The sequence below is a fragment of the Acinetobacter sp. BZX-2 genome (genome assembly GCF_055179795.1).
In genome coordinates, this window is record NZ_CM143686.1 from 2,444,171 (window position 1) to 2,465,769 (window position 21,599).

Sequence of the window (21,599 nt, forward strand, 5' to 3'; positions counted from 1 at the left end):
GAATTATATTACATTAATAATTATGTAACATATTTTATTCAATCAAGCGTATTTATTATTTTAAAACCCTATTTTATTAAGTTTTCTTTAACATTTTTATAAAATTCAAATTACTTATTTTTAGTGATTTATTATCTAGACGTATTGAATTAATTTAATCATGTAGATTTACCGTATCTTTTTCTTCATTGAAAAGGCAGGTACTCGTTTAAGTTTAAAAACACAATTGCGTTCAATTGACTGGGGATTTTTAACACTTGGTTTTAATTTTTGGTTTCAGTTTTTAATCACGCTTAAATATTTTTTAGTGTTTAGCAGGATTAAAATAAAACGTTTTAGACTTGATCTCTTTATTTAACTGAGCATTATACGCCATGTTTATCTATGCATAAAATGCGATCAAGTCCCTCTTTGCTGATGAACTGCACATGTTCATCAGCCTTTTTTTGCGCATAATTGATGTCGCAGCAGCGATAGATAAAAGCGTTCATTTAATTTTAAGTATTTCACACTATAAAGAAAAATAAGCCTAGAATTGCTTGAATAAATAGGCATTTTCATCACATTTAGCACCACTTTTAACACCCTGAAAACCAGCAGTGCTAAGCGATTTGGACAATTCAATGAATCTACTGAACAACCGTCAAAGTATTCTTGCAAGTTACATCATCATGTTCGTCGCTTTGATTTCAATTATTCCCCTACATCTCCTCGCAAGTTTCTTCGCTGGTTTTGTTATCTACGAAATGATCAATAGTTTGGGAAATATCACTGAAAAATATATCGATGGTCAACGTGCCAGACTCACCATTAGTGTGATTCTTGGCATTATTATTGTTACATTGATTACTTTTGCGATCACCAGTCTGATTAGCTTTATGCAACATGATGTGCAAGGTTCGGGGATCAATGCATTAAGTTTGCAAATTGACGCTACACTGCAAAAGCTGCAACTTGAAATTGCACAATATATCCCAGGATTTATTCCCTATACTTTACCTGAACTTAAAGATCAGACACTGGCTTTGATGAAAGATAATTTATCTACACTCAAACATACGGGTACTGATTTTATTCATAATCTCGCGACTATGCTGATTGGTTCGATTGTTGGCATATTGGTTTCATTAAATCGTTTGCATAAAGCACCTGAGCATCCTGCATTCAAACAAGCCATGATTCAGCGTATTGAAAACCTCTCTATATCGTTCAAAAATGTTGTATTTGCTCAATTTAAAATTTCACTGATTAATACGGGCTTGTTCCTTATCTTTTCGCATATTCTCATGCCGATTTTTGGGATACATCTACCCTTTGCCAATACATTGGTTATTTTAACTTTTATTTTTGGACTGATTCCTATCGTCGGCAACTTGATTTCCAACTCGATTATTGTTGTGACAGGTTTAACTATTTCAGTGACAACTGCGGGTATTGCACTGATTTATCTTATTTTAATTCACAAACTTGAATATTTTATCAATGCTAAAATTATCGGAACAAAAATCCATGCTGCGTCATGGGAAGTTCTGTTGGCCATGCTGGTCTTTGAATCTATCTTTGGACTTGCAGGTTTGATTGTTGCACCTATTTTCTATGCTTATATCAAACTTGAGTTAAAAGAAGCCAAGCTGATCTAAGCAAAAAGCTCCCGAAGGAGCTTTTATTTTTTTTGAAAATCAATAAATATTTCAATCAATTATGGTTTAACAACAACAAGAATTTGAATCGCTTCTGGTGTTACAGATAGACCATCCAATAAGCCTAAACCTTCTTTTTGGAATTTCTGTAGGCGTTCAATTTCATCTGCACGAATACTTGGATTAAACTGTTTTAGATAAGTTAAACGGTCAATTTCATATTGCCATTTACTACCATAAATTTCTTTCGCCTGTTCACGCAATGTTGGCAATGCACCTTTTGCAATATCAAGGGCTTGTGCATAACGTGCTTCAACCACTTCACGGCGTGCTTTCACGACTTGACGGCAACTATTACTGTCTAAATGGTGCAAGTACGGTTTAATGATCTCAGGATCAAGCTTAGCCGTAATATCTTGACCATTCTCAGTCAATAACACACGAATCAATTGTGTCGGCAGGCTTGAAGGTAAATTCAATGCTTTAGGTGCGATTACATCCACTTTAAACCATACTTCCAACAAGATTGTCCCTTGTTTCAAAGCATTGGTTTTAAGAATCGCCACATTGGTGCTACCGAAAGACTGTGTACGGATAATTTCCATCACACTTTCAGTAAATGGATGTTCAAGAGTTAAATACTGAGCATCTTCACGAATCTGCGCTTGATCGCGGTAGAACGTTGCCGTCATCCCTTCTTCATCAATATCCAAACCTTGTACTTGCATTTGATCGGTTGGCTTGATGATGACTGTACCATTACTTTGCTCATCAAAATCAATATTCGTCGCTGCCATAAAGCGTTTCATAAACATTGGTAATAATGTATTGTCATCATAGTCTTCAAGCGCTGTCACAATTTCTTGTGCAACAAGAGGACGACAAGAGTTGTATTCGAGCAAACGATCACGCCCCTCTTGCAACTCATTCTCAAGCGCTTGGCGTTGAACATTCACAGCTTCAAGAAGTTCTTCAAATTCTTGACCTTTATCAGTCAATAAGCTCTCTTTTAAATCGAGAATAAAGTTTTCTTGAAGCGTTTGAGCCGTTGGAGAAATACTGCTGAAAATATTCAATGCTTCGTTGTACCAGCGGAACATACGCTCTTGCGCCGTTCCTAGAAGATAAGGCACATGAATTTGAATACGATTTTCTTGACCAATACGATCTAAACGACCAATACGTTGCTCTAAAACATCAGGATTTGCTGGTAAATCGAATAATACGAGGTTAGAAGCAAACTGGAAATTACGACCTTCTGAACCAATTTCAGAACATAGCAAAATCTGTGCACCATAAGAATCTTCTGCAAAATAAGCGGCTGCTTGGTCACGTTCCAACAAGCTCATGCCTTCATGGAACATCGCTGTGCGAATACCTGCATGAATACGTAAAGCATTTTCCAATGCTTCGACCACTGGGCCACTACGTGCAATCAACAATACTTTATGATGTTTTAAATCTGTACGTAATTTTTCCATCAACCACATCACACGTGGATCTGTTTCCATCCAAGCACCATCAAGCTGTGCTTCTTCTGGCCACATTTGCTCACGCAACTTACCATCTTTAGACCAGTGTTCTGGTGCAGGTAATGGCGCAGGCTGACAGTCACGACCAGGGAAACCTTGAATTGCTTCACGTGTGTTACGGAAAAGAATACGTCCTGTACCATGACGGTCTAAAAGCTCATGAATCGCACGGAAACGATGTTCAGGTTGGTCTTCAATCGGATGACCAAGTAACTTTTCAACAGCAGCTAAATGCACTGCTTCAAGCGGAAGATCCGACATCAACACTTCTGCAATTTTAGCCGTATGATGATATTGCTCTTCTTCATCCAAGAAACGATCTAGAGAACTAAAACGCTGCGGATCGAGTAAACGTAAACGCGCAAAATGGCTTTCTACACCCAACTGTTCAGGCGTTGCTGTCAATAACAATACACCTTCAGTTTTTTCAGCAAGCTCTTCTACAAGATCGTAACGGTCATTACCACCTTCTTCTTCGCTCCACATCAAATGATGTGCTTCATCAACAACGAGCAAATCAAAGCCAGCTTCAAGTGCTTGATCACGCAGATCATCATGGTCAATCATCAAATCGACCGATGCAATAATACATTGCTCAGTTAAGAATGGATTTAACTCAGGATCATGTTCTTTAATCGAAGCAGTACGTGTCAAATCAAACAATGAGAAGTTCAAATTGAAACGACGGCGCATTTCAATCATCCATTGATATTGCAATGAATCAGGTACCAGAATCAAAATACGCTCAGAACGACCTGTCTTCAATTGTTGATGAATGATCAAGCCTGCTTCAATGGTTTTTCCTAAACCGACTTCATCGGCAAGTAAAACACGAGGTGCAAAACGCTTACCGACTTCATGTGCAATATAAAGCTGATGTGGAATAAGACCAACACGTGCGCCCACTAAACCACGTAACGGTGAAGTTTGCATATTGGCTTGCATTTGCAAAGCTTCAATACGTAAGTCATACCACTCTTTATAGTCAATTTGGCTTGCAAGTAAACGCTCTAATGGTTTTGACAATTGAATTTGCGCGCCAATACGTGTTTCATTCAAGGCTTTGCGTTCTTGTTCACCATTTTCAAGCGTGCGGATCACGTTATAACGAATCACGCCATTGTGATCATCGAGTGATTCAACAATCCATTTTATGCCTTCTTGGTCTTGAACTTCATCATTTACATTGAAGACAATACGAGATAGAGGTGCGTTGTTACGTGCATAGACACGTGTTTCATCACTTTTCGGAAAGAGAATACTAATTGAACGTTCATCGACATCAATCAATACACCTAAACCTAATTCAGTTTCTGTGTCTGATAACCAACGTTGACCTATAGCAAATTGTTGCAATTTTTCCACCTTTATCTCAAGTTAGGACCGAAACACAGTTGCTCAAATCAGGAGAATATTTGAACAAAGTATACCGCCTTTACGCAATACTTTTTGACATAAAGCTCACTAAATTCTGAGCTTTTTCACGATCTATTTAAAAAAATTTTGACTAAAACGGAACTGGACAATCAAATTGTACAAGCTCCTCTGTTTTAGGATGATGAAAACTCAGTTGTTGTGCATGTAAACATAAGCGCGGCATCAACTGTTGTTGTTCTGCAGTTGCATACAAAGAATCACCAATAATCGGATGACCTAAATATTGCATATGAACACGTAACTGGTGTGACCGCCCTGTAATCGGTGTTAATTCAACACGTGTTACAGACTGACCTTGTATTTGAAAATGTTCGATTGCTTTCCAATGTGTCAAAGCAGGTTTATTGTTTGAAGAGTCAACAATATGTAATGGAGGATGTTCAGGATCATAAATTACAGGAATATCGACCGTGCCCTCACCTTGCAAATTTCCTGCAACCACGGCTTGATATATTTTGGACGTTTGGCGTTCTTGAAACTGGCGTGAAATACTTTTTTGTCCCCATTTACTTAAGCCAAATACAAGAATACCTGAAGTATCTCGATCTAAGCGATGAATCAGTAAAGTCTTGGGTTGTATTTTCAATAAACGGTTAATTACACAATCTTGTAAGTCTTCTGTTTTTCCGGGAACTGTGAGTATGCCTGCTGGCTTATGAATCACCATAAAATCATCTTCACGATGTATCAGGTGCTCGGTTAGAAAATTACTCAAGGTTCAGTTCCGCTGATCGTGCAAACAAGCGAGCAATTCTATGAATCTTGACATAAAAATACAATGAATATTTTTGGTTTTTTAGCTTTATTCATCGGTTTACCAATACACTTGCCTACATTATTCAAACTTTAAAAATCAAGCTTCCCCTCAGTATTTAATCATAGTCAAAAAAATTGAAACGAAATCCTCATTTTAAATTTATCCTACGCTCAAATGATGATTAGATTTTTAAATGTAGAGAAAAAAGATATCGAACACATGCACAATTTAGGTAAATTTTAATGCATCGATTCTGAATAATCAGCATGTCATCAAACCGATCATCATACATTTTGCCAACTCACAACGTGAAAAAATAAATAACCTATTGATAAAGCAGTTTTTTGCCGTATTTTTTGGCAACTTAATCATCTTAACGCTGGCTGAATGAAATGTTATAAACAATCAATACAAACAAAATGAGTAAAACATGAAAAAAACAACCTATAAATTTACATTTGCAATCTTATGCTCTTCGAGCATGCTCATCACAGGTTGTGCGACCAAAACCCTTTTAGAAAAAGATGACGGTGTACGTACTCGCGATGTACAGAATGTTCTCGTAAATGACACAGTGCTCGCTTTTGGAAAACCTTCGCAAAGCATCACGGATCTTCCTACAGACAGTATCGTGATTGCAGGACAACAAAATAGTTATGTACTCACCTCGGGTGGTGCACGATTTGCCAAAGTCATTACAGGGCTTGATCCTAAACTCATTCAAATAGATAAAGAACTTAAATTCTATTCTGCAAAAAATGATGGGAAATTTTCAGGCACATTACCCTTGAAATACGTCAAACTTTCAGAAGATGTGACCAAACAAGATCGTGAATTTTTTATTGAAAATGGTGCAGAAGAATGTACAACTTCAAGTGATCAACGTTTAAAAGCACAACGTTTTTGTTTTAATTTGGCTCTATCGGGGTTAATTTTTCCCCCTGCGAAAAATAGTGCTTCACTTAAACCACTCAGCAAACCATATAGTGTCAGCATTTATACCTATGAGCAAGTCAAAGACTATTCTCAAGTCGGTAGCAAAACAGCTGATAAATTGGTGCTGTTCCCCTTCGCAGTTGCATTTGATGTGGTGACCTTGCCTTTCCAAGCCATTCAAAAAATCTTTGATTGATCTGTCTGATTCTCAGACAAAATCGACGTTTTAAAGTGCTTAGATGATCAAACGGACTGAGCTTTTGGCTGTAATTTAAAGCTCAGTTTTCTGCAATTATTTTGTTACAAAATTTTAATACAAACCATTGTTTTCAATAAAAATAAATTAAATATTTTCAAACTCATTTTTAGCTAAATTTTACTTATTTTTAGTGATTCTCACATATTCAAAAGTTGAATACTTTATAAATACAAACATCAAAGTTGAGTTCTGCGATGAATCTTGGAATAAATAAACACGTATATAGTGTAGCAACCCATAATTGGATGAGACATTTAAATCCAAACTTAAAATTAAGTGAAATTACCATCCCGGGGACACATTGCTCAGCGACTTATAATTTTGATGACTCGATGAATCATCTTAAACATCAGAACTATACTTTACTTGAACAGCTCCATGATGGAATCCGCTATTTGGATATCCAATTGGCATGTACACATCCTGAAGATTACGCTTTGAGTGTGATTCATGACCGTTACCATTGCCAAATTAATTTTGAGCAAGTGCTTTTGACCTGCAAAAGCTTCTTAAAACGCAATCCGACAGAAATCATCTGTATTCAAATTGTGCAAAGAGAAACTCAATTCTTTAATTTTAAACGTAATTTCATGCATCACTTAGAACAATACCTAGTTGAAGGTGATAAAAGCTATTATTCTGAATGTGATCGCAATACAACACTCAGTGAATTGAGAGGAAAAATTGTTTTCTTCAATCATTGTACTGCAATCAGTGAAATCGGTATTCCATGCCAAGCTGGATTGTATGAATACTCAAATCATTTAGATCAAAAGTTCCGTATCTTGCCTTTGCAATACCAAACTGAAACTGCGGGACAAATCACAGGAATTAAAAAAGTCATTGATGAGGCTTCAACAAACAACAATGACACTTTATACATCAGCTATAACTGTGTACAAACCCATTCTGAAAAAGAGACACCTTATGACTTAGCATGGGGCAATGGTTTAACAGCATATCCTGTAATGAATAAATCATTGATGGTTATTTTAGAAAACTTGCCAAACCATCCAGCACGTTTAGGTGTGATTTTATTGGATTACTACCGCAATATGGATAAAAATGGCTTCAATCTAACCAAAACCCTGATTGAACTTAACTTACGTTATAGTGTGAAGAATTTCATATGATTAAAATTTTAAGCATAACTCCATTAAAGTAATGATTTGATCTTAATGGAGTTATTTGCAAATTAACGGTTCAACTTATTTAAGTTCAATTCATTTAAATAGTCATTTCAAAATACTAAAAAATAAAAATAAAACTGTAAAAAAACAAAAATGATATTCCAAATCATCAGCTTAAGCGTTGACAATTTTATTCTGCTTTCTTTCTTGCACAGCTTTTTTAATCACTTGATAGCCACCTGTTAAACCCAGTATAGAAATCACCAAAGCGACGATTAAATCTGGAATCAAACTGCCTGTACCAAACACACCTACCGCAGCCAGAATTACGGCAACATTTCCAATTGCATCATTACGACTACATAACCATACCGACTGCATATTGGAATCACCATCACGGAACGCATACAAAATCACCGCAGCAACGACATTGGCAATTAAGGCAAGCACACCAATGACACCCATGGTGATTGCTTCAGGTGGAATATCTTGTACATAAGCATAGGCTGTTTTTGCAATCACGACCAAGCCAAACAAAGCCATGGTCAGACCTTTAAATAATGCAACTGTCGCACGCCAGTATAGACTTGCACCTAAAACGGCCAGTGAAATACCGTAATTGACAGCATCTCCAAAGAAGTCCAGAGAATCTGCCCAAAGTGCCGATGAATGCGCATAAGCACCGCCAATCAACTCAACCAAGAACATGCTTAAATTAATAAATAAAGCAATCCATAATGCTGTACGAAACTTACTGTTCGGTTTTTGTGGTGTAGGTTCATGGCTACAAGTACATGCCATAACATTCCTCACTTGATTAAATCATGATCTGTATTATGCTATTCAAAAGCATGGAGTAACTCCAAGGTCAAGCCTGTTTTGAAAAATCGAGTAGGAAAATAAACGAGGTAATAAATCATGCATCAATATTTAATCAGTGATTTAGCCAAAAAGACCCAGCTCAGCAATGACACCATTCGTTTTTATGAGAAGAAACAACTGATTAAACCTAGTTTTAGAGCAGATAATAATTATAAATATTATGATGATGAAGCATTAAAACGTCTGATTTTTATCAAACGTTGCCGCGCTTTAGATATGACTTTACACGAAATCAACCAACTCCTTGAACAAATTCAATATCCTGAGCAAGGCTGTAAAGTGATTGATCAACTGATCGAGGAACATATCCAACATGTAGAAACACGTATTCAAGAATTGATGAGTTTTAAAACTCAATTACATGAATTACGTCAATCCTGTTCCTCAAACACCACCATTGATCATTGCCAAATTGTCAAAAAACTGGAAACCTCAGAATAACTGATGAGTTTTATAAATAACTTAACCTGAGTTCGAGATAAGATATATTCCCAACTATATGATACGCGGCAACGTCAGTCGCATTGTTCGAGGCAGGACTACATCTGCAATATACTGTTTTTGCAATATATTTGGTAATTGATAGTATTTGTCGAGTTCGCGACTGACAAATGGTTTTGCCTACTTTTCCCGAAAGAAAAGTAGGTCGAACCGAAGGTTAATCCTTACATCTGACTTTAAACGGTAAGACTCCGCTGTGCCTGATCTATCTTTTCAACAACTTACATCAAAATTTATCCCGAATTGACGTTAACTTACAATGCCTTCTGATTTACCCGTTTAGACAACTGTTCTGCCGATTCTTTGCGTTCAGAATAACGATCGGTGAAAAAAGCAGTCTGTCCACGTGTTAACAATGTAAATTTAAACAATTCCTCCATTACATCGACAATCCGATCGTAGTAAGAAGAAGGCTTCATACGGTCATTCTCATCAAACTCTAAGAACGCTTTTGGAATAGAAGATTGATTTGGAATAGTGATCATTCGCATCCAACGACCTAAAATACGTAATTGATTGACCGTATTAAATGATTGAGAGCCACCCGACACTTGCATTAATGCCAACGTTTTACCCTGCGTGGCACGAATCGCACCTGCGGCTAAAGGAATCCAATCAATTTGTGATTTGAAAATAGAACTCATCGATCCATGTCGCTCAGGTGAACACCAGACCATTCCCTCTGCCCAAGCCAAGAGTTCATGCAGTTCTTGAACTTTAGGATGTGTGGTTTCTGCATCTTCAGGCAGTGGCAAACCTTTAGGATGGAAGATTTTAACCTCAGCTCCAAACCGCTCAAGAATACGTCCTGCTTCCATGACAGCCAGACGGCTAAATGAACGCTCTCGATTAGAACCATAAAGCAATAATATACGAGGTGGATGCATCAGTGCTTTGGCTTGAATCTGATCCAAACTCGGAGTTTGCAATAACGCTAAATCAATATTGGGTAAGTTCATTCTATTCTCCCATCTGCTTTAGGTCTTCTGAGAAGTATTTTTTACGTAACCACAAAGACACACTCACCAAAAGCACCAATACAGGAACTTCAACCAAGGGCCCTATCACCGTGGTAAATGCAACAGGTGAAGCCAATCCAAATGTTGCGATCGCCACAGCAAGGGCTAACTCAAAATTATTTCCTGCAGCAGTAAAAGAAATCGCTGTAGTACGAGGATAATCATTGCCCATCCATTTACTCATAAAGAAACTCAGGAAGAACATCACCACAAAGTAAATCGTCAAAGGAATGGCGATCCGTAGTACATCTAAAGGTAAATGAATAACTTCTGCGCCTTTTAAACTAAACATCGCAACAATCGTGAATAACAATGCCAATAGACTCAAAGGGCTAATCTTTGGAATAAATTGAGTCTCGTACCATTGCAAACCTTTGGCTTTAATTAGTATGAGTCGACTTAAAAAACCCAATAAAAAAGGAATACCTAAATAAATCAGCACAGCATGGGTAATTGTCCAAAACCCCACTTCAATCACTTGCCCTGCTACGCCAAAATATGGTGGTAGGAAACTTAGAAAAAGCCATGCATAACTACTAAAAAATAGGATTTGGAAAATACTGTTAAAAGCTACAAGCCCTGCAACATATTGATTGTCACCACATGCCAAACCATTCCAAACCAACACCATGGCAATACAACGTGCCAAACCAATCAGAATCAAACCCGTCATATATTCAGGATAAGCATGTAAAAAAATGATTGCTAAAGCAAACATCAGACACGGCGCAATCAACCAGTTTTGAACCAGTGAAAGCATCAAGGTACGTTTATCTTTAAACACCTGTGGCAAGGTTGCATAGTCCACTTTGGCAAGTGGTGGATACATCATTAGAATTAAGCCAATCGCAATAGGAATATTAACCGAACCCACACTTAAACGATCTAAAGCCGTAGAAGCTTGTGGAAAGTAGACGCCTATCCCGATCCCCAAAGCCATAGCAATAAAAATCCATAATGTTAAATTACGATCTAAAAAAGACAGTTTGGATGCAGACATTAGCTTACTCAATGTTTGAAATTTTATTGATTTCAGAAATAAGTTCTGAACGAGTAAGTTTGCTTGCTTCTATAGCAAATAACGCATCCAAACGCTTATTAATATGCTCCACTGTGCCAAGAAATGCTTTCAACTTTTCTTCTTCATCTAAATTTAGATGAGAAGGATCTGCCAACCCCCAATGTGCCTTAATTGCCCCTCCTAGATAAAGAGGACATGCTTCTTGAGCCGCTTGATCACACACTGTAATCACTACATCAGGTTGATATTGTTCACAATCATCAACGGTTTTACTCGATAATCCCTCTGTCGATAATCCTAAATTTTCTAAGGTTTTAATCGTTAGAGGATGGACTATCCCCGTCGGTTTACTTCCCGCACTGTAAGCTTTCCACCCCTCAGGAGCACGACTATTAAATAACACTTCTGAAAGGATGCTACGACAACTGTTGCCTGTACATAAAAATAAGAATTTCATTGGATCTACTCACAGTAATTTGAAGTTGATGGCTGAATATTATAAGTGTTCATTATTTCGTCATTTTGATTTGAGATAATATTTAAAACTGAATGAGCCCACTCTGGTAAATCAGGGTTTAAACGGTAATAGACCCATTGCCCTTTACGTTGATCAAGCAGAATCGATAGATTTCTGAGTAGTGCTAAATGTCTCGAAATTTTCGGTTGACTCAAATTCAATCCTGCCGTCATTTCACAGACGCAAACATTGTCTTTTGCCATCACCATTTTCAAAATCTCTAAACGAGTTGGGTCAGATAAGCATTTAAAAAAATCAGTTTGATCCATATTGACTGCTCAATTTTACAATTTTAAATATATACTATTACGAATATACGCATATCCATATATAAATGCAATATAACTTTTCGCCTGAGAATAAACATGTCATCAAATCAGATTAGAATTTATCACAATCCTGCTTGTGGGACTTCACGGAATGCGTTGGCACTCATTCGTAATTCAGGGCAAGAGCCTGAAGTCATTGAATATTTGTACAACCCACCGGCTCAAGATCAATTGATTGAGATGATTCAGCAATCAGGTTTATCTGTACGTGAAGCCTTGCGCAAAAATGTCGAACCTTACCAAGACTTACAATTAGAACAGTCATATTGGACAGATGAACAACTCATCGAATTTATGCTGAAATACCCTATTTTGATCAATCGTCCATTTGTAGTGACTGAATTAGGTGTCAGATTATGTAGACCTTCAGAATTAGTTTTGGATATTTTATCTGCGCCACAACTTCACCCATTTAGCAAAGAAGATGGTGAAATTATTATCGATCAACAACTCAAACGCATAAAATAATTTTCTTTGCTTTTCTAAATTCTCAAATAAATTAAACATAATAAATTGATAAATAAAAATTTTTAAATAAATTCAACCTAATAATCCTGAGTGTTTTACTAGGTTGAATCTTCTTTTTAAATCCCTACAATAAAGACATAATTTTTGTATGCCTTTATATTTTTATGCGCATCTCTCACGTTACAGAACTCCTCTCACCTGCTGGTTCACTTAAAAATATGCGCTATGCCTTTGCTTATGGCGCAGACGCTGTTTATGCAGGTCAACCACGCTATAGTCTGCGGGTTCGTAATAACGAGTTTGATCATGACAACCTAAAAATCGGTATTTCAGAAGCGCATGCTTTAGGTAAAAAGTTTTATGTCGTGGTGAATATTCAACCACACAATTCTAAATTAAAGAATTTCATTCGAGACCTTGAACCGATCATTGCCATGCAGCCTGATGCCTTAATCATGTCTGATCCAGGCTTAATTATGATGGTTCGAGAGCATTTCCCAGAAGTTGCAGTTCACTTATCTGTTCAAGCCAATGCTGTGAATTGGGCAACAGTGAAATTCTGGAAAAATATGGGGCTAAATCGTGTCATTCTGTCCCGTGAATTGTCTTTAGAAGAAATTGAGGAAATTAAGCAAAATGTACCTGATATGGAAATTGAGGTTTTCGTACACGGTGCACTTTGCATGGCTTATTCCGGTCGTTGCTTACTTTCAGGCTATATGAATAAACGTGATGCAAATCAAGGCGCTTGCACCAATGCATGTCGCTGGGAATATAACATTCACGAAGCAGTACAAGATGTATCTGGGGATGTCATTCCAGTTCAAACGCTGGAGACAACATCGAACTGCTGCAATAATAAAGATGCCGACGAGCAACACGCCCTACAACAACACCAATTTGGCGAGCCGGTTTTATTACAACGCAACCAAGAAGAAATGTTTGCTGCTGAAGAAGATGAACATGGTACGTATTTCATGAACTCCAAAGATTTACGAGCCGTTCAGCATGTTGAACGTTTAACGAAGATGAGAATCCACTCGCTTAAAATCGAAGGACGCACCAAATCTTACTTCTATTGCGCTCGAACTGCACAAATTTATCGCAAAGCGATTGATGATGCGCAGTCAGGAAAAGCTTTTGACCCAGCGTTAATGTCACAACTTGAAGGTTTGGCAAATCGTGGCTATACCGAAGGTTTTCTACGCCGTCATGTGCATAGTGAATATCAAAATTACCAAACTGGCTCATCACGCTTTGATCATCAACAGTTTGTAGGCGAAGTTTTAGAACGTCACGGTAACTACATCAAAATTGATGTCAAAAATCGTTTTGTCGTCGGTGATTCATTAGAACTCATGACCACTTCAGGAAACGTGACTTTTATATTAAGTGAAATTTTGGATAAAAAAGGTCATCCAATTTTAGAAGCGAAAGGTTCTGGGCATGTGGTCAGCATCCCTATTCCAGCCAATGTCGAAATGGAATATGCCTTGCTTATCCGTAACTTACCTAGCTCTACAACCGATATTTCAGCAGCGTCTTTAGCTTTTCAAGCGGTTTAATCAGCGAAATCAATATGGCTTTACTCATTACCAATCAATGCATTAACTGTGATATGTGCTTAGCTGAATGCCCAAATCAAGCCATATTTGAAGGTCAAAAGTTTTATGAAATCAATGCGGAACTTTGTACTGAATGTGTCGGTTTTTATGAGCGCCAAACGTGCGTCGATGTCTGCCCGATTGAATGCATTATTCCTGATCCTCAACATCAGGAAACAAAGGAACAGCTTTTCAATAAATTTCATGCTTTAAATTTATCGACTACAAAGGAATAGTTTTTAGCTTTTGGTATTGTTTTTGCTTAATAGACTGTGTCGTAAATTCTAATAACAATAAATAATAAATAGCGTGAAAAATAAAAAAATGCGAAATAATAATAACGATAAATAATAAAAAGGCTTTGTGTGCTTGTCACTCCATGCCGAACAAGGGTAAAACAAGAAAAGGGAGAAAATCCAATGTGGGCTGGGGAACACATTGGATTTTCCTTTTATTGAATGAAACTATTCAGAAGAATCAAAAGACTGCAAAAACTTATCGCGACACCACTGTTTGATTTCGATGACTATAGGGTCTGCTGTAGGTAAGGTTAACAAATAATAGCCCAACGCCTTTTCTATATAGGGTGAAACAATTTTAATCCGTTGTTGTTTTAGATCTTTCGCAATTGGGATACGACTGAGTAGCGCCACACCTTGCCCAGATAAGACAGCCTGAATCGCATGACTTTCCTGCGTATAAAATACCTGTGGTTGCCCTGCTTGAATATGTAAATTTTGTCGGTCAAACCATTTCTGCCAACTTATTCGATTTGGGAAATATTCATCTCCCCATGTAAAGTGAATTAAAGGGATAGTTGACCAGTCAATTGTTTCAGGATTTAACGATGAATGTCCCACAGCGACATATTCATCTTCAACCAATAACTCAACATTTACATCTTGATAAACCCCTGAACCATAACGGATTGCCAAATCATACAATCCCGAAGCCATGTTTACCGCATCATAACTGGTATGTACTCGAAACATCAAATGGGGATAACGGCTTTGTAATTCTGGTAAATAAGGAATAATCCATTCACTAGCAAAAGAAGGCGTTGTGGTTATAGTGAATAAACGTTTTTTTTGATGTTGTAACTGATCTAATGCCGTTTGAATCTGCCCAAAACCTGATTGTACATGTTTGAGCAAATAATTCCCTTCTGGCGTCAATGAGATCGCACGCGTATGTCGTTCAAATAACTGTATATTCAATTGCTGTTCTAGCTTTTTAATGCGATGACTTAAAGCTGTAGGTGTTAAAAACAATTGGTCCGCAGCCTTTTTGAAACTCAGATGCTCCGCAACATACTGAAATGCCAATAGTTGTTCTAGTGAATAATGCAAATCCATTTCAAAGCCTAATGCATGAATTTAATTCATTTATAGCATGTATTCTTATCGTTTGTCGCCATTTAATGATTACAAGAAAATGTGATGAACAAATCAAGAATGAGCAAATTAAAATGACCAATATCTTAAGAATAGATGCAAGTGCACGTACTGGTATCTCAGGAATCCATCCTCATGGCTCTTTAAGTCGCCGCCTAACTGAATTATTTATTAACACATGGAATGAAATAGATTCATCTGTACAAATCAAAGTACGTGATGTCGGCGCAAATCCTCCCCCCTTGATTGATGAAGAATGGATTGTTTCAGAATTTGGCTATGCTGAATCGCCTGAAAAAGCACAACAACGTTTACAGTTTAGTGATGAACTGGTCGACGAATTAAAATGGGCAGATATTATCGTTCTCGGCGTTCCAATGTATAACTTTGGACCACCTGCACATTTAAAAGCATATATTGATAATGTGGTGAGAATCAACAAAACCTATAAGTATGACAGTAGCAAAGCGCAACCCTTTATCGGTTTGCTCAACCATGAAAAACCTGTGGTGCTTTTATCTGCACGTGGTGGGCACGATTTTGATTCTGCGAATACACCTTTTGCTAATCATGTCGAACCCTCGATTAAAACTGCATTCAATTTTATGGGACTCGATAAATTCCATGAGATTGCCATTGAATATCAAGGAGATGGTGGGGATTTACTGCAAAAATCTATTGCAGATGCGGAATTAAAAACAACAGCGTTGGTACATAAATTACAGCAACGCTTCAATCAAAAAGAAAATTGAGCGATTCGCCGCTGATCGCTCAATCCCTATCCACAGAAACCAAAGTTTCCTAGATAGCTATGGGTGGAAAAGCTAACATGAGTTGGGGAGCACATTGGCTTTTCCATACTGTAAAACTGTCATAGTATTTTTCTAAAAATTGACTTTATATCAAAATGATCCATACAATAATTATGTTTTTTGTGCTTCACACGCCTCTAACGCACGTAGTGCAAACGTATAAGCTGCACCCGCGTTCAGTGAAATTGCTGTGGCCAATGCACCAGCCACTTCCCCTTCAGTTGCACCAGCTTTCATTGCCGCTTCTGCATGCACGGCAATACAACTTTCACAACGTGTTGTGATTGCCACAGCTAAAGAAATTAATTCACGTGTTTTTGCATCCAAAGCTTCTGCTGCGGCTGCATCATCCAAAGCTTGATAAGCTTGTAGCATTTTTGGATGTTTTTTACCTAATGCGCCAAATGATTTTTTGACATGTTGTGTATGTTCTTTCCAATCTACAAACATTGCATTCACCTCATTGAATTGATAATTTAGTATTGCAATTTTTATATAGTTAAAACCGACTAAAAGTATCAAATAACAAGCTAAAAGTATCATGCAATGTTAAATAAACTGATTGAGCTGGCTCAGATTCAAGGCAATATAGACACAGAATGTCGATTTGGTGGGGAGTGGTTATATTCTATCTCAGCCATTCAAAATACAGCCATTATTCATATTGTTCGTCATGGCAAAGGTTGGTTATATCTCAACCACAAAAAGATTCCGTTAAGTGAAGGTGATGTTATATTTTTCCCGCATGGTTCTGCACATCAACTCTTTCATTTTCAAGAAAATAGCAGTGCCGACCAAATTTTAGAAACAGAATCTAAACGTACCCAAGAAATTGCAGCGATCAAGCAAAATACGGGCTTAACCTTAAAGACCAACCACGCTCATCAACTCAATTTGAACTTATTTTGCGCACATTTCAGTTATTCAGAAGATGCAGATTTATTTGTCCAATTACCAGATCTGATTCATTTAAATATTGAGCAATTACGCCTAGAACCACTTTTAAACTTACTCGAACAAGAAAACATACACAATGCTGGGCAGATGAAAGTAATCAATGCCCTCTCTGAAGTTTTGCTGATTTATATTTTCCGTAATTACTTGAATGCTCAACACAACACCATTTCATCACGTATTCTGCAATGGAATACTTCGAAACTATCGCAGCTGATTCACGCTATTTTAAAATCGCCTGAACATAAATGGAGTTTGGAGGAGATGGCAGACTTTCTACACTGTACTCGAATTCAACTGATCCGTTTATTTAAGAAAGATTTACACACCACACCGCATGCTTTTTTACTCAAAGTTCGGCTACAACATGCCAGTTTATTGTTAAAAACAAGTCACTTGTCTATTTATAATATTGCCTTAAATCTTGGCTTTCAGTCTGAAACCCATTTTGGGCGAGTATTTAAACAACATTATGCCATGACACCGCATTTATATCGAAATTCTGATTAGGTTCTCTAATAAATTTCATTAAATTTCGAATTAATCACCATTTAGCATAGAACTGATCATATCGATTGCTATTTGCATATTCAACGCATGATCACAAAGCTACATAGAGCCAATCCCAACAATAAAAAAGGAATTGAGCTGTTAGTGACTCAATCCCGATTAAGGGTAAATCATAAGAGGAAACAAGAAAAGCCAACGTGAATTGGGAGAGCGTTGGCTTTTCCTTTGACGCTTATTGACCCGAACGAATGATGTAATCAAAAGCAGATAAAGAAGCTTTAGCACCTTCACCAGCCGCAATGATGATTTGTTTATAAGGCACTGTTGTACAGTCTCCCGCAGCAAATACACCTTTGACATTGGTTTCGTTACGATCATTCACAACAATCTCATTGCGATTTGAAAGTTCAACTGCTGTGCCTTTCAAGAAATCTGTATTTGGTAATAAACCAATTTGTACAAAAATACCTGCAAGTTCAACAGTATGTTCTTCGTTTGTCGCACGATCTTTATATTTCAAAGCAGTCACTTGTGAACCATCACCAACCACCTCAGTTGAAAGTGCATTTAAAATAACAGTGGTATTTGGCAAGCTGTTCAATTTATTTTGAAGGACTTGGTCTGCACGTAGTTTCGTATCAAACTCAACCAACGTTACATGTTCAACGATACCTGCAAGGTCAATCGCAGCTTCAACACCAGAGTTCCCACCACCAATAACTGCAACTCTTTTGCCTTTAAAAAGTGGACCATCACAGTGAGGACAGTATGCAACACCACGTGTTTTATACTCTTTCTCGCCCGGTACATTCATTTCTCTCCAACGCGCACCTGTAGACAGAATGACCGTTTTCGATTCAAGTTTTGCACCATTCTCAAGTTCAACCTCAACCAAACCATTGGCTGTTTGATCTGCACCGATAATGTTTTTCACTTTTTGTAAATTCATGATGTCTACACCATACTCACGTACATGTGCTTCCATATCTGAACCAAACTTAGGACCTTGTGTTTTTTGCACAGAAATAAAGTTTTCAATGTCCATAGTATCCATGACCTGACCACCAAAGCGCTCAGAAACGATACCTGTACGTATGCCTTTACGTGCCGCATAAACAGCCGATGTCGCTCCAGCAGGCCCACCACCGATGACCAATACATCAAATGCTTCTTTTGCATTTAACTTTTCTGCATCTTTTGCTGCTGCACCTGTATCTAGTTTTGCAACAATTTCTTCCAAAGTCATACGACCTTGACCGACATGTTCACCATTTTGGAAAAGCATCGGTACAGCTAAAATTTTGCGTTCTTCAACTTCGTCTTGGAAAAAAGCACCATCAATCATGGTTGCTGTTGTGCCAGGGTTGTTAATCGCAATCAAGTTTAAAGCTTGAACAACATCAGGACAGTTATGACAGCTTAAAGATACAAATACATCAAAGTCAGCACGAATATTCAAAGCTTTAATTTGAGCAAGGACTTCATCTGAAACTTTAGGCGCATAACCCGAAACTTGTAATAAAGCCAAGATCAAAGAAGTAAACTCGTGCCCCATCGGTAAACCAGCAAAGAATACACGTGGCTGCTCGCCTGCTTTGGCAATACCGAAGCTTGGTTTACGATTATTTTGACCATCAAAACGTGCAGTTACTTTGTCAGACAAGGCTGCAACTTCTGTCACTAATTCTTTAATTTTTTCAGATTTTTCTGAATCATTTAAAGACGCAACCAATTCGATCGGAGCTTCCAAGCGTTCTAAAAGTGTTTTTAATTGAGCAGTTGTATTTTGATCTAACATGGTAAACATCTCCAAAGGAGTTAATTTCATTTATTAAGTGTATAGTACGGCAATTTAAAAAATAGATAAAACAGTTTGTTTTCATAAAAACAATCGGTTTTTTAGTTTGAATAATTTTAACCCCTCTATTCTAACGTCCTACTTTTAAAGTTCAACCTCTTCAGTAACACTTAGAATTGGATCAATTTTTATAATTTCAATGAAACTTCCAGTTTACTCCAACCTTAAAATTTGATTAATCATCAATAAAAAATAATAAATTTGCGACCATCATTGCACAAAAAATCATGCGCGGACTTCATACAAAGTTTTAAGCTAAATCTATGAATTTTCTCTCCACGATTAACTACAGTTTTTTGTCCTTAATCAAAGCAAATGTATTTATAGATGTGTATAAAGTGAGGTAAAACAATGAAAATTGAGTTTGTATTCGATATTGTCTATCCAATGAGTTATGTTGCTTTCGAAAAATTGAAACAACATTGGAACCAGCCAACTGCAAAGAAAATCGAATTATTACCTGTCCAAGTTTTGCCAGAAATTCCTGAAGAAGGATTAAATGTTTATCAATATTTAACAGAAAAATACGGTACCAAGGAAGCAGATCGAAAGTTGGATATGGCGAAGTTTGCAGCCTATAGCCAAGACTTAACCGTTGATATTGAGCACATGAAACGCATGCCAAATAGTCGTCTCGCCCACCAAGCGATTTTGGCACTCGACAATACATTCGATCAATATGCCTTAACCCAAGCCATTTTTCATGCGCTATTCGCACATGGTAAAGATATTGCAAATCAAGATGTATTAAAAAATATTATCGAAGGAATGGGACTGGATGGTAATAAAGTTTTACGGTCAATCCAACATAAAGAGATTCATGATAAACAAACTGAAATGACTCAATACGTGAAAAGTTTTGGACAGCATCCCACTCCGTTTTACATCGTAGATGGTGAAATTTGGGATAAGACTTTCGATACTTTGGAGTTAAAACAACTTTTACTTGAAGATGCAAGAAGCGTTGCTTAAACCTTAAAACATAGCATTAATCATGATTGATAAAATGATTAACCAAACTGCACGCTGGTTACAACTCAACATTGAACAGCGTGCTTTTATTGAATGGTGCATTAATCGAGTTGTTCGTTAATCGTGATAAATCTGACGATCTATACGAATAAGACGTTGCTTGATTCGGCTAGCGAGAAAATAAATTAAGATACTCATCGCAAAGCTGACAGCTGTGACAAACCATAAAATATTCTGCGCAATACTCGACCAAAATTTCGCTTTATCTATTTGTGGATCAACTGTTTTTGCAATTGTTGAAACTGATTGCCCATAGACTTGATGTTGAATTGCCCAAATTTGTTCAGGTTTAAAACCATACTCTTGAAAACGATGATCTGTTTTTTCATCATTTAAAAGCTTTTCCGCATAAACTTTAGCAACAGTTTTGTCCTCGGGTTTATGCATTAGCGCTGTTTGTACCAATAGATAATGTTTTACAGGATCAGGCGTATCTGCTTGCTGTAAATAGGCATAAATTTCACTCTGTTGAATATTTTGTTCGTACTCAATAAAAGAGGCAATTTCACTTTCTTCATCATCTTTTAAATCATACTGAACATAAGTCATTGCAGACCAAAGCACGATAAATGCAAGTATCCATGCCACAAATTTGAGTACAAAAGACTGAAATTTAAATAAAAAATATTTAAACTTTTTAAGAATACTGACAATAAAAAATGCACCAATGAACGATACGATGACTTTTAAAATCAACCACCCAAACCATGAAAATGCATTCATGAAATAATCAGGTTGATGAATAAAGGCTCTCAATTGCTCATCGACTGCATAAGGAATATGCATCTGGTGAATATCTAAACTTAATCCGAATAAACCAAACACAATGGCTTGCTGCATAAATACAGTAATCAAGCTCACAATACCCACTGTACTCGACAAAACTGCCAAAAAAGCCAATCTTTTCTGACGTTTCGTCAAAAGTGCTAAGCCTTGTTGTAAATGCTGAGTATCTAGGGGATATTTCGTTGTTTGATTCAATGTTTTGTTCAATCAAAATACCTATT

Annotated in this window: 21 protein-coding genes; 10 read left to right on the top strand and 11 right to left on the bottom strand. The window is 37.1% G+C overall.

What is annotated here, in order from left to right; all coding sequences use genetic code 11:
• The first annotated feature begins 623 nt into the window (after window positions 1-623).
• A complete protein-coding gene (locus ACY45D_RS11505) occupies window positions 624-1,640 on the top strand; it encodes an AI-2E family transporter (RefSeq protein WP_463106871.1) in 1,017 nt (338 codons plus the stop codon).
• Window positions 1,641-1,699: 59 nt separating this feature from the next.
• On the opposite strand, the gene rapA is transcribed toward ACY45D_RS11505, so the two are convergent.
• Together rapA and ACY45D_RS11515 are read right to left on the bottom strand one after the other, a co-directional pair.
• Window positions 1,700-4,537: an RNA polymerase-associated protein RapA gene (rapA, locus tag ACY45D_RS11510; protein WP_463106872.1), complete on the bottom strand. Its 2,838-nt coding sequence runs from the start codon at window positions 4,535-4,537 to the stop codon at window positions 1,700-1,702.
• Window positions 4,538-4,679: 142 nt separating this feature from the next.
• Window positions 4,680-5,324, bottom strand: a complete 645-nt coding sequence (locus ACY45D_RS11515; protein ID WP_463106873.1) for an RluA family pseudouridine synthase — start codon at window positions 5,322-5,324, stop codon at window positions 4,680-4,682.
• A gap of 472 nt (window positions 5,325-5,796) precedes the next feature.
• Here ACY45D_RS11515 and ACY45D_RS11520 point away from each other — a divergent pair, with 472 nt between their 5' ends.
• A complete protein-coding gene (locus tag ACY45D_RS11520; RefSeq protein WP_463106874.1) occupies window positions 5,797-6,498 on the top strand; it encodes a YidX family protein in 702 nt (233 codons plus the stop codon).
• 395 nt (window positions 6,499-6,893) lie between these two features.
• On the top strand, window positions 6,894-7,694 hold the full coding sequence (locus tag ACY45D_RS11525) for a phosphatidylinositol-specific phospholipase C domain-containing protein (RefSeq protein WP_463106875.1): 801 nt from the start codon (window positions 6,894-6,896) through the stop codon (window positions 7,692-7,694).
• Between the two features lie 171 nt (window positions 7,695-7,865).
• Here the strand turns inward: ACY45D_RS11525 and ACY45D_RS11530 are convergent, their stop codons facing one another.
• The gene (locus tag ACY45D_RS11530; RefSeq protein WP_463106876.1) at window positions 7,866-8,492 is read right to left on the bottom strand and encodes a cation efflux transmembrane domain-containing protein; all 627 of its coding nucleotides are present in this window, start codon (window positions 8,490-8,492) and stop codon (window positions 7,866-7,868) included.
• 117 nt (window positions 8,493-8,609) lie between these two features.
• Here ACY45D_RS11530 and ACY45D_RS11535 point away from each other — a divergent pair, with 117 nt between their 5' ends.
• On the top strand, window positions 8,610-9,014 hold the full coding sequence (locus ACY45D_RS11535; RefSeq protein ID WP_463106877.1) for a Cd(II)/Pb(II)-responsive transcriptional regulator: 405 nt from the start codon (window positions 8,610-8,612) through the stop codon (window positions 9,012-9,014).
• A 314-nt stretch (window positions 9,015-9,328) separates the two neighbouring features.
• Here ACY45D_RS11535 and arsH read toward each other — a convergent pair whose 3' ends face one another.
• The 4 genes from arsH to ACY45D_RS11555 are packed head-to-tail and all read right to left on the bottom strand — an operon-like array spanning window position 9,329 to window position 11,900.
• Window positions 9,329-10,033 carry an arsenical resistance protein ArsH gene (arsH, locus tag ACY45D_RS11540; protein ID WP_463106878.1) on the bottom strand — a complete coding sequence of 235 codons (705 nt, stop codon included), beginning with the start codon at window positions 10,031-10,033 and terminating at the stop codon, window positions 9,329-9,331.
• 1 nt (window position 10,034) lies between these two features.
• Window positions 10,035-11,093 carry an ACR3 family arsenite efflux transporter gene (gene arsB, locus ACY45D_RS11545; RefSeq protein WP_463106879.1) on the bottom strand — a complete coding sequence of 353 codons (1,059 nt, stop codon included), beginning with the start codon at window positions 11,091-11,093 and terminating at the stop codon, window positions 10,035-10,037.
• A 4-nt stretch (window positions 11,094-11,097) separates the two neighbouring features.
• The gene (locus ACY45D_RS11550) at window positions 11,098-11,571 is read right to left on the bottom strand and encodes an arsenate reductase ArsC (RefSeq protein WP_463106880.1); all 474 of its coding nucleotides are present in this window, start codon (window positions 11,569-11,571) and stop codon (window positions 11,098-11,100) included.
• Between the two features lie 5 nt (window positions 11,572-11,576).
• Complete coding sequence (locus ACY45D_RS11555) at window positions 11,577-11,900, bottom strand: ArsR/SmtB family transcription factor (protein WP_463106881.1); 324 nt, start codon at window positions 11,898-11,900, stop codon at window positions 11,577-11,579.
• A 96-nt stretch (window positions 11,901-11,996) separates the two neighbouring features.
• Between ACY45D_RS11555 and arsC the strand changes: the two genes are divergently transcribed.
• The 3 genes from arsC to ACY45D_RS11570 all read left to right on the top strand — a co-directional run bounded on the left by arsC (window position 11,997) and on the right by ACY45D_RS11570 (window position 14,268).
• A complete protein-coding gene (gene arsC, locus ACY45D_RS11560; protein WP_463106882.1) occupies window positions 11,997-12,428 on the top strand; it encodes an arsenate reductase (glutaredoxin) in 432 nt (143 codons plus the stop codon).
• Window positions 12,429-12,592: 164 nt separating this feature from the next.
• Window positions 12,593-13,993 carry a prephenate-dependent tRNA uridine(34) hydroxylase TrhP gene (gene trhP / locus ACY45D_RS11565; RefSeq protein ID WP_463106883.1) on the top strand — a complete coding sequence of 467 codons (1,401 nt, stop codon included), beginning with the start codon at window positions 12,593-12,595 and terminating at the stop codon, window positions 13,991-13,993.
• Between the two features lie 14 nt (window positions 13,994-14,007).
• The gene (locus ACY45D_RS11570; protein ID WP_463106884.1) at window positions 14,008-14,268 is read left to right on the top strand and encodes a YfhL family 4Fe-4S dicluster ferredoxin; all 261 of its coding nucleotides are present in this window, start codon (window positions 14,008-14,010) and stop codon (window positions 14,266-14,268) included.
• 228 nt (window positions 14,269-14,496) lie between these two features.
• On the opposite strand, the gene ACY45D_RS11575 is transcribed toward ACY45D_RS11570, so the two are convergent.
• Window positions 14,497-15,387 (bottom strand): LysR family transcriptional regulator, encoded by an 891-nt coding sequence (locus tag ACY45D_RS11575; protein WP_463106885.1) that lies wholly within the window; start codon window positions 15,385-15,387, stop codon window positions 14,497-14,499.
• A 113-nt stretch (window positions 15,388-15,500) separates the two neighbouring features.
• On the opposite strand from ACY45D_RS11575, the gene ACY45D_RS11580 reads away from it, so the two are divergent.
• On the top strand, window positions 15,501-16,178 hold the full coding sequence (locus ACY45D_RS11580; RefSeq protein ID WP_463106886.1) for an FMN-dependent NADH-azoreductase: 678 nt from the start codon (window positions 15,501-15,503) through the stop codon (window positions 16,176-16,178).
• Window positions 16,179-16,349: 171 nt separating this feature from the next.
• Here ACY45D_RS11580 and ACY45D_RS11585 read toward each other — a convergent pair whose 3' ends face one another.
• Window positions 16,350-16,688 carry a carboxymuconolactone decarboxylase family protein gene (locus ACY45D_RS11585; protein ID WP_463106887.1) on the bottom strand — a complete coding sequence of 113 codons (339 nt, stop codon included), beginning with the start codon at window positions 16,686-16,688 and terminating at the stop codon, window positions 16,350-16,352.
• 96 nt (window positions 16,689-16,784) lie between these two features.
• Here ACY45D_RS11585 and ACY45D_RS11590 point away from each other — a divergent pair, with 96 nt between their 5' ends.
• Complete coding sequence (locus ACY45D_RS11590; RefSeq protein WP_463106888.1) at window positions 16,785-17,702, top strand: cupin domain-containing protein; 918 nt, start codon at window positions 16,785-16,787, stop codon at window positions 17,700-17,702.
• Between the two features lie 232 nt (window positions 17,703-17,934).
• Here the strand turns inward: ACY45D_RS11590 and ahpF are convergent, their stop codons facing one another.
• Entirely contained in the window at window positions 17,935-19,500 is a 1,566-nt protein-coding gene (gene ahpF, locus ACY45D_RS11595; protein WP_463106889.1) for an alkyl hydroperoxide reductase subunit F, read from the bottom strand.
• Between the two features lie 411 nt (window positions 19,501-19,911).
• Here ahpF and ACY45D_RS11600 point away from each other — a divergent pair, with 411 nt between their 5' ends.
• Complete coding sequence (locus ACY45D_RS11600; protein ID WP_463106890.1) at window positions 19,912-20,532, top strand: DsbA family oxidoreductase; 621 nt, start codon at window positions 19,912-19,914, stop codon at window positions 20,530-20,532.
• 117 nt (window positions 20,533-20,649) lie between these two features.
• Here the strand turns inward: ACY45D_RS11600 and ACY45D_RS11605 are convergent, their stop codons facing one another.
• Entirely contained in the window at window positions 20,650-21,585 is a 936-nt protein-coding gene (locus ACY45D_RS11605) for a hypothetical protein (RefSeq protein WP_463106891.1), read from the bottom strand.
• Between the last annotated feature and the right edge of the window lie 14 nt (window positions 21,586-21,599).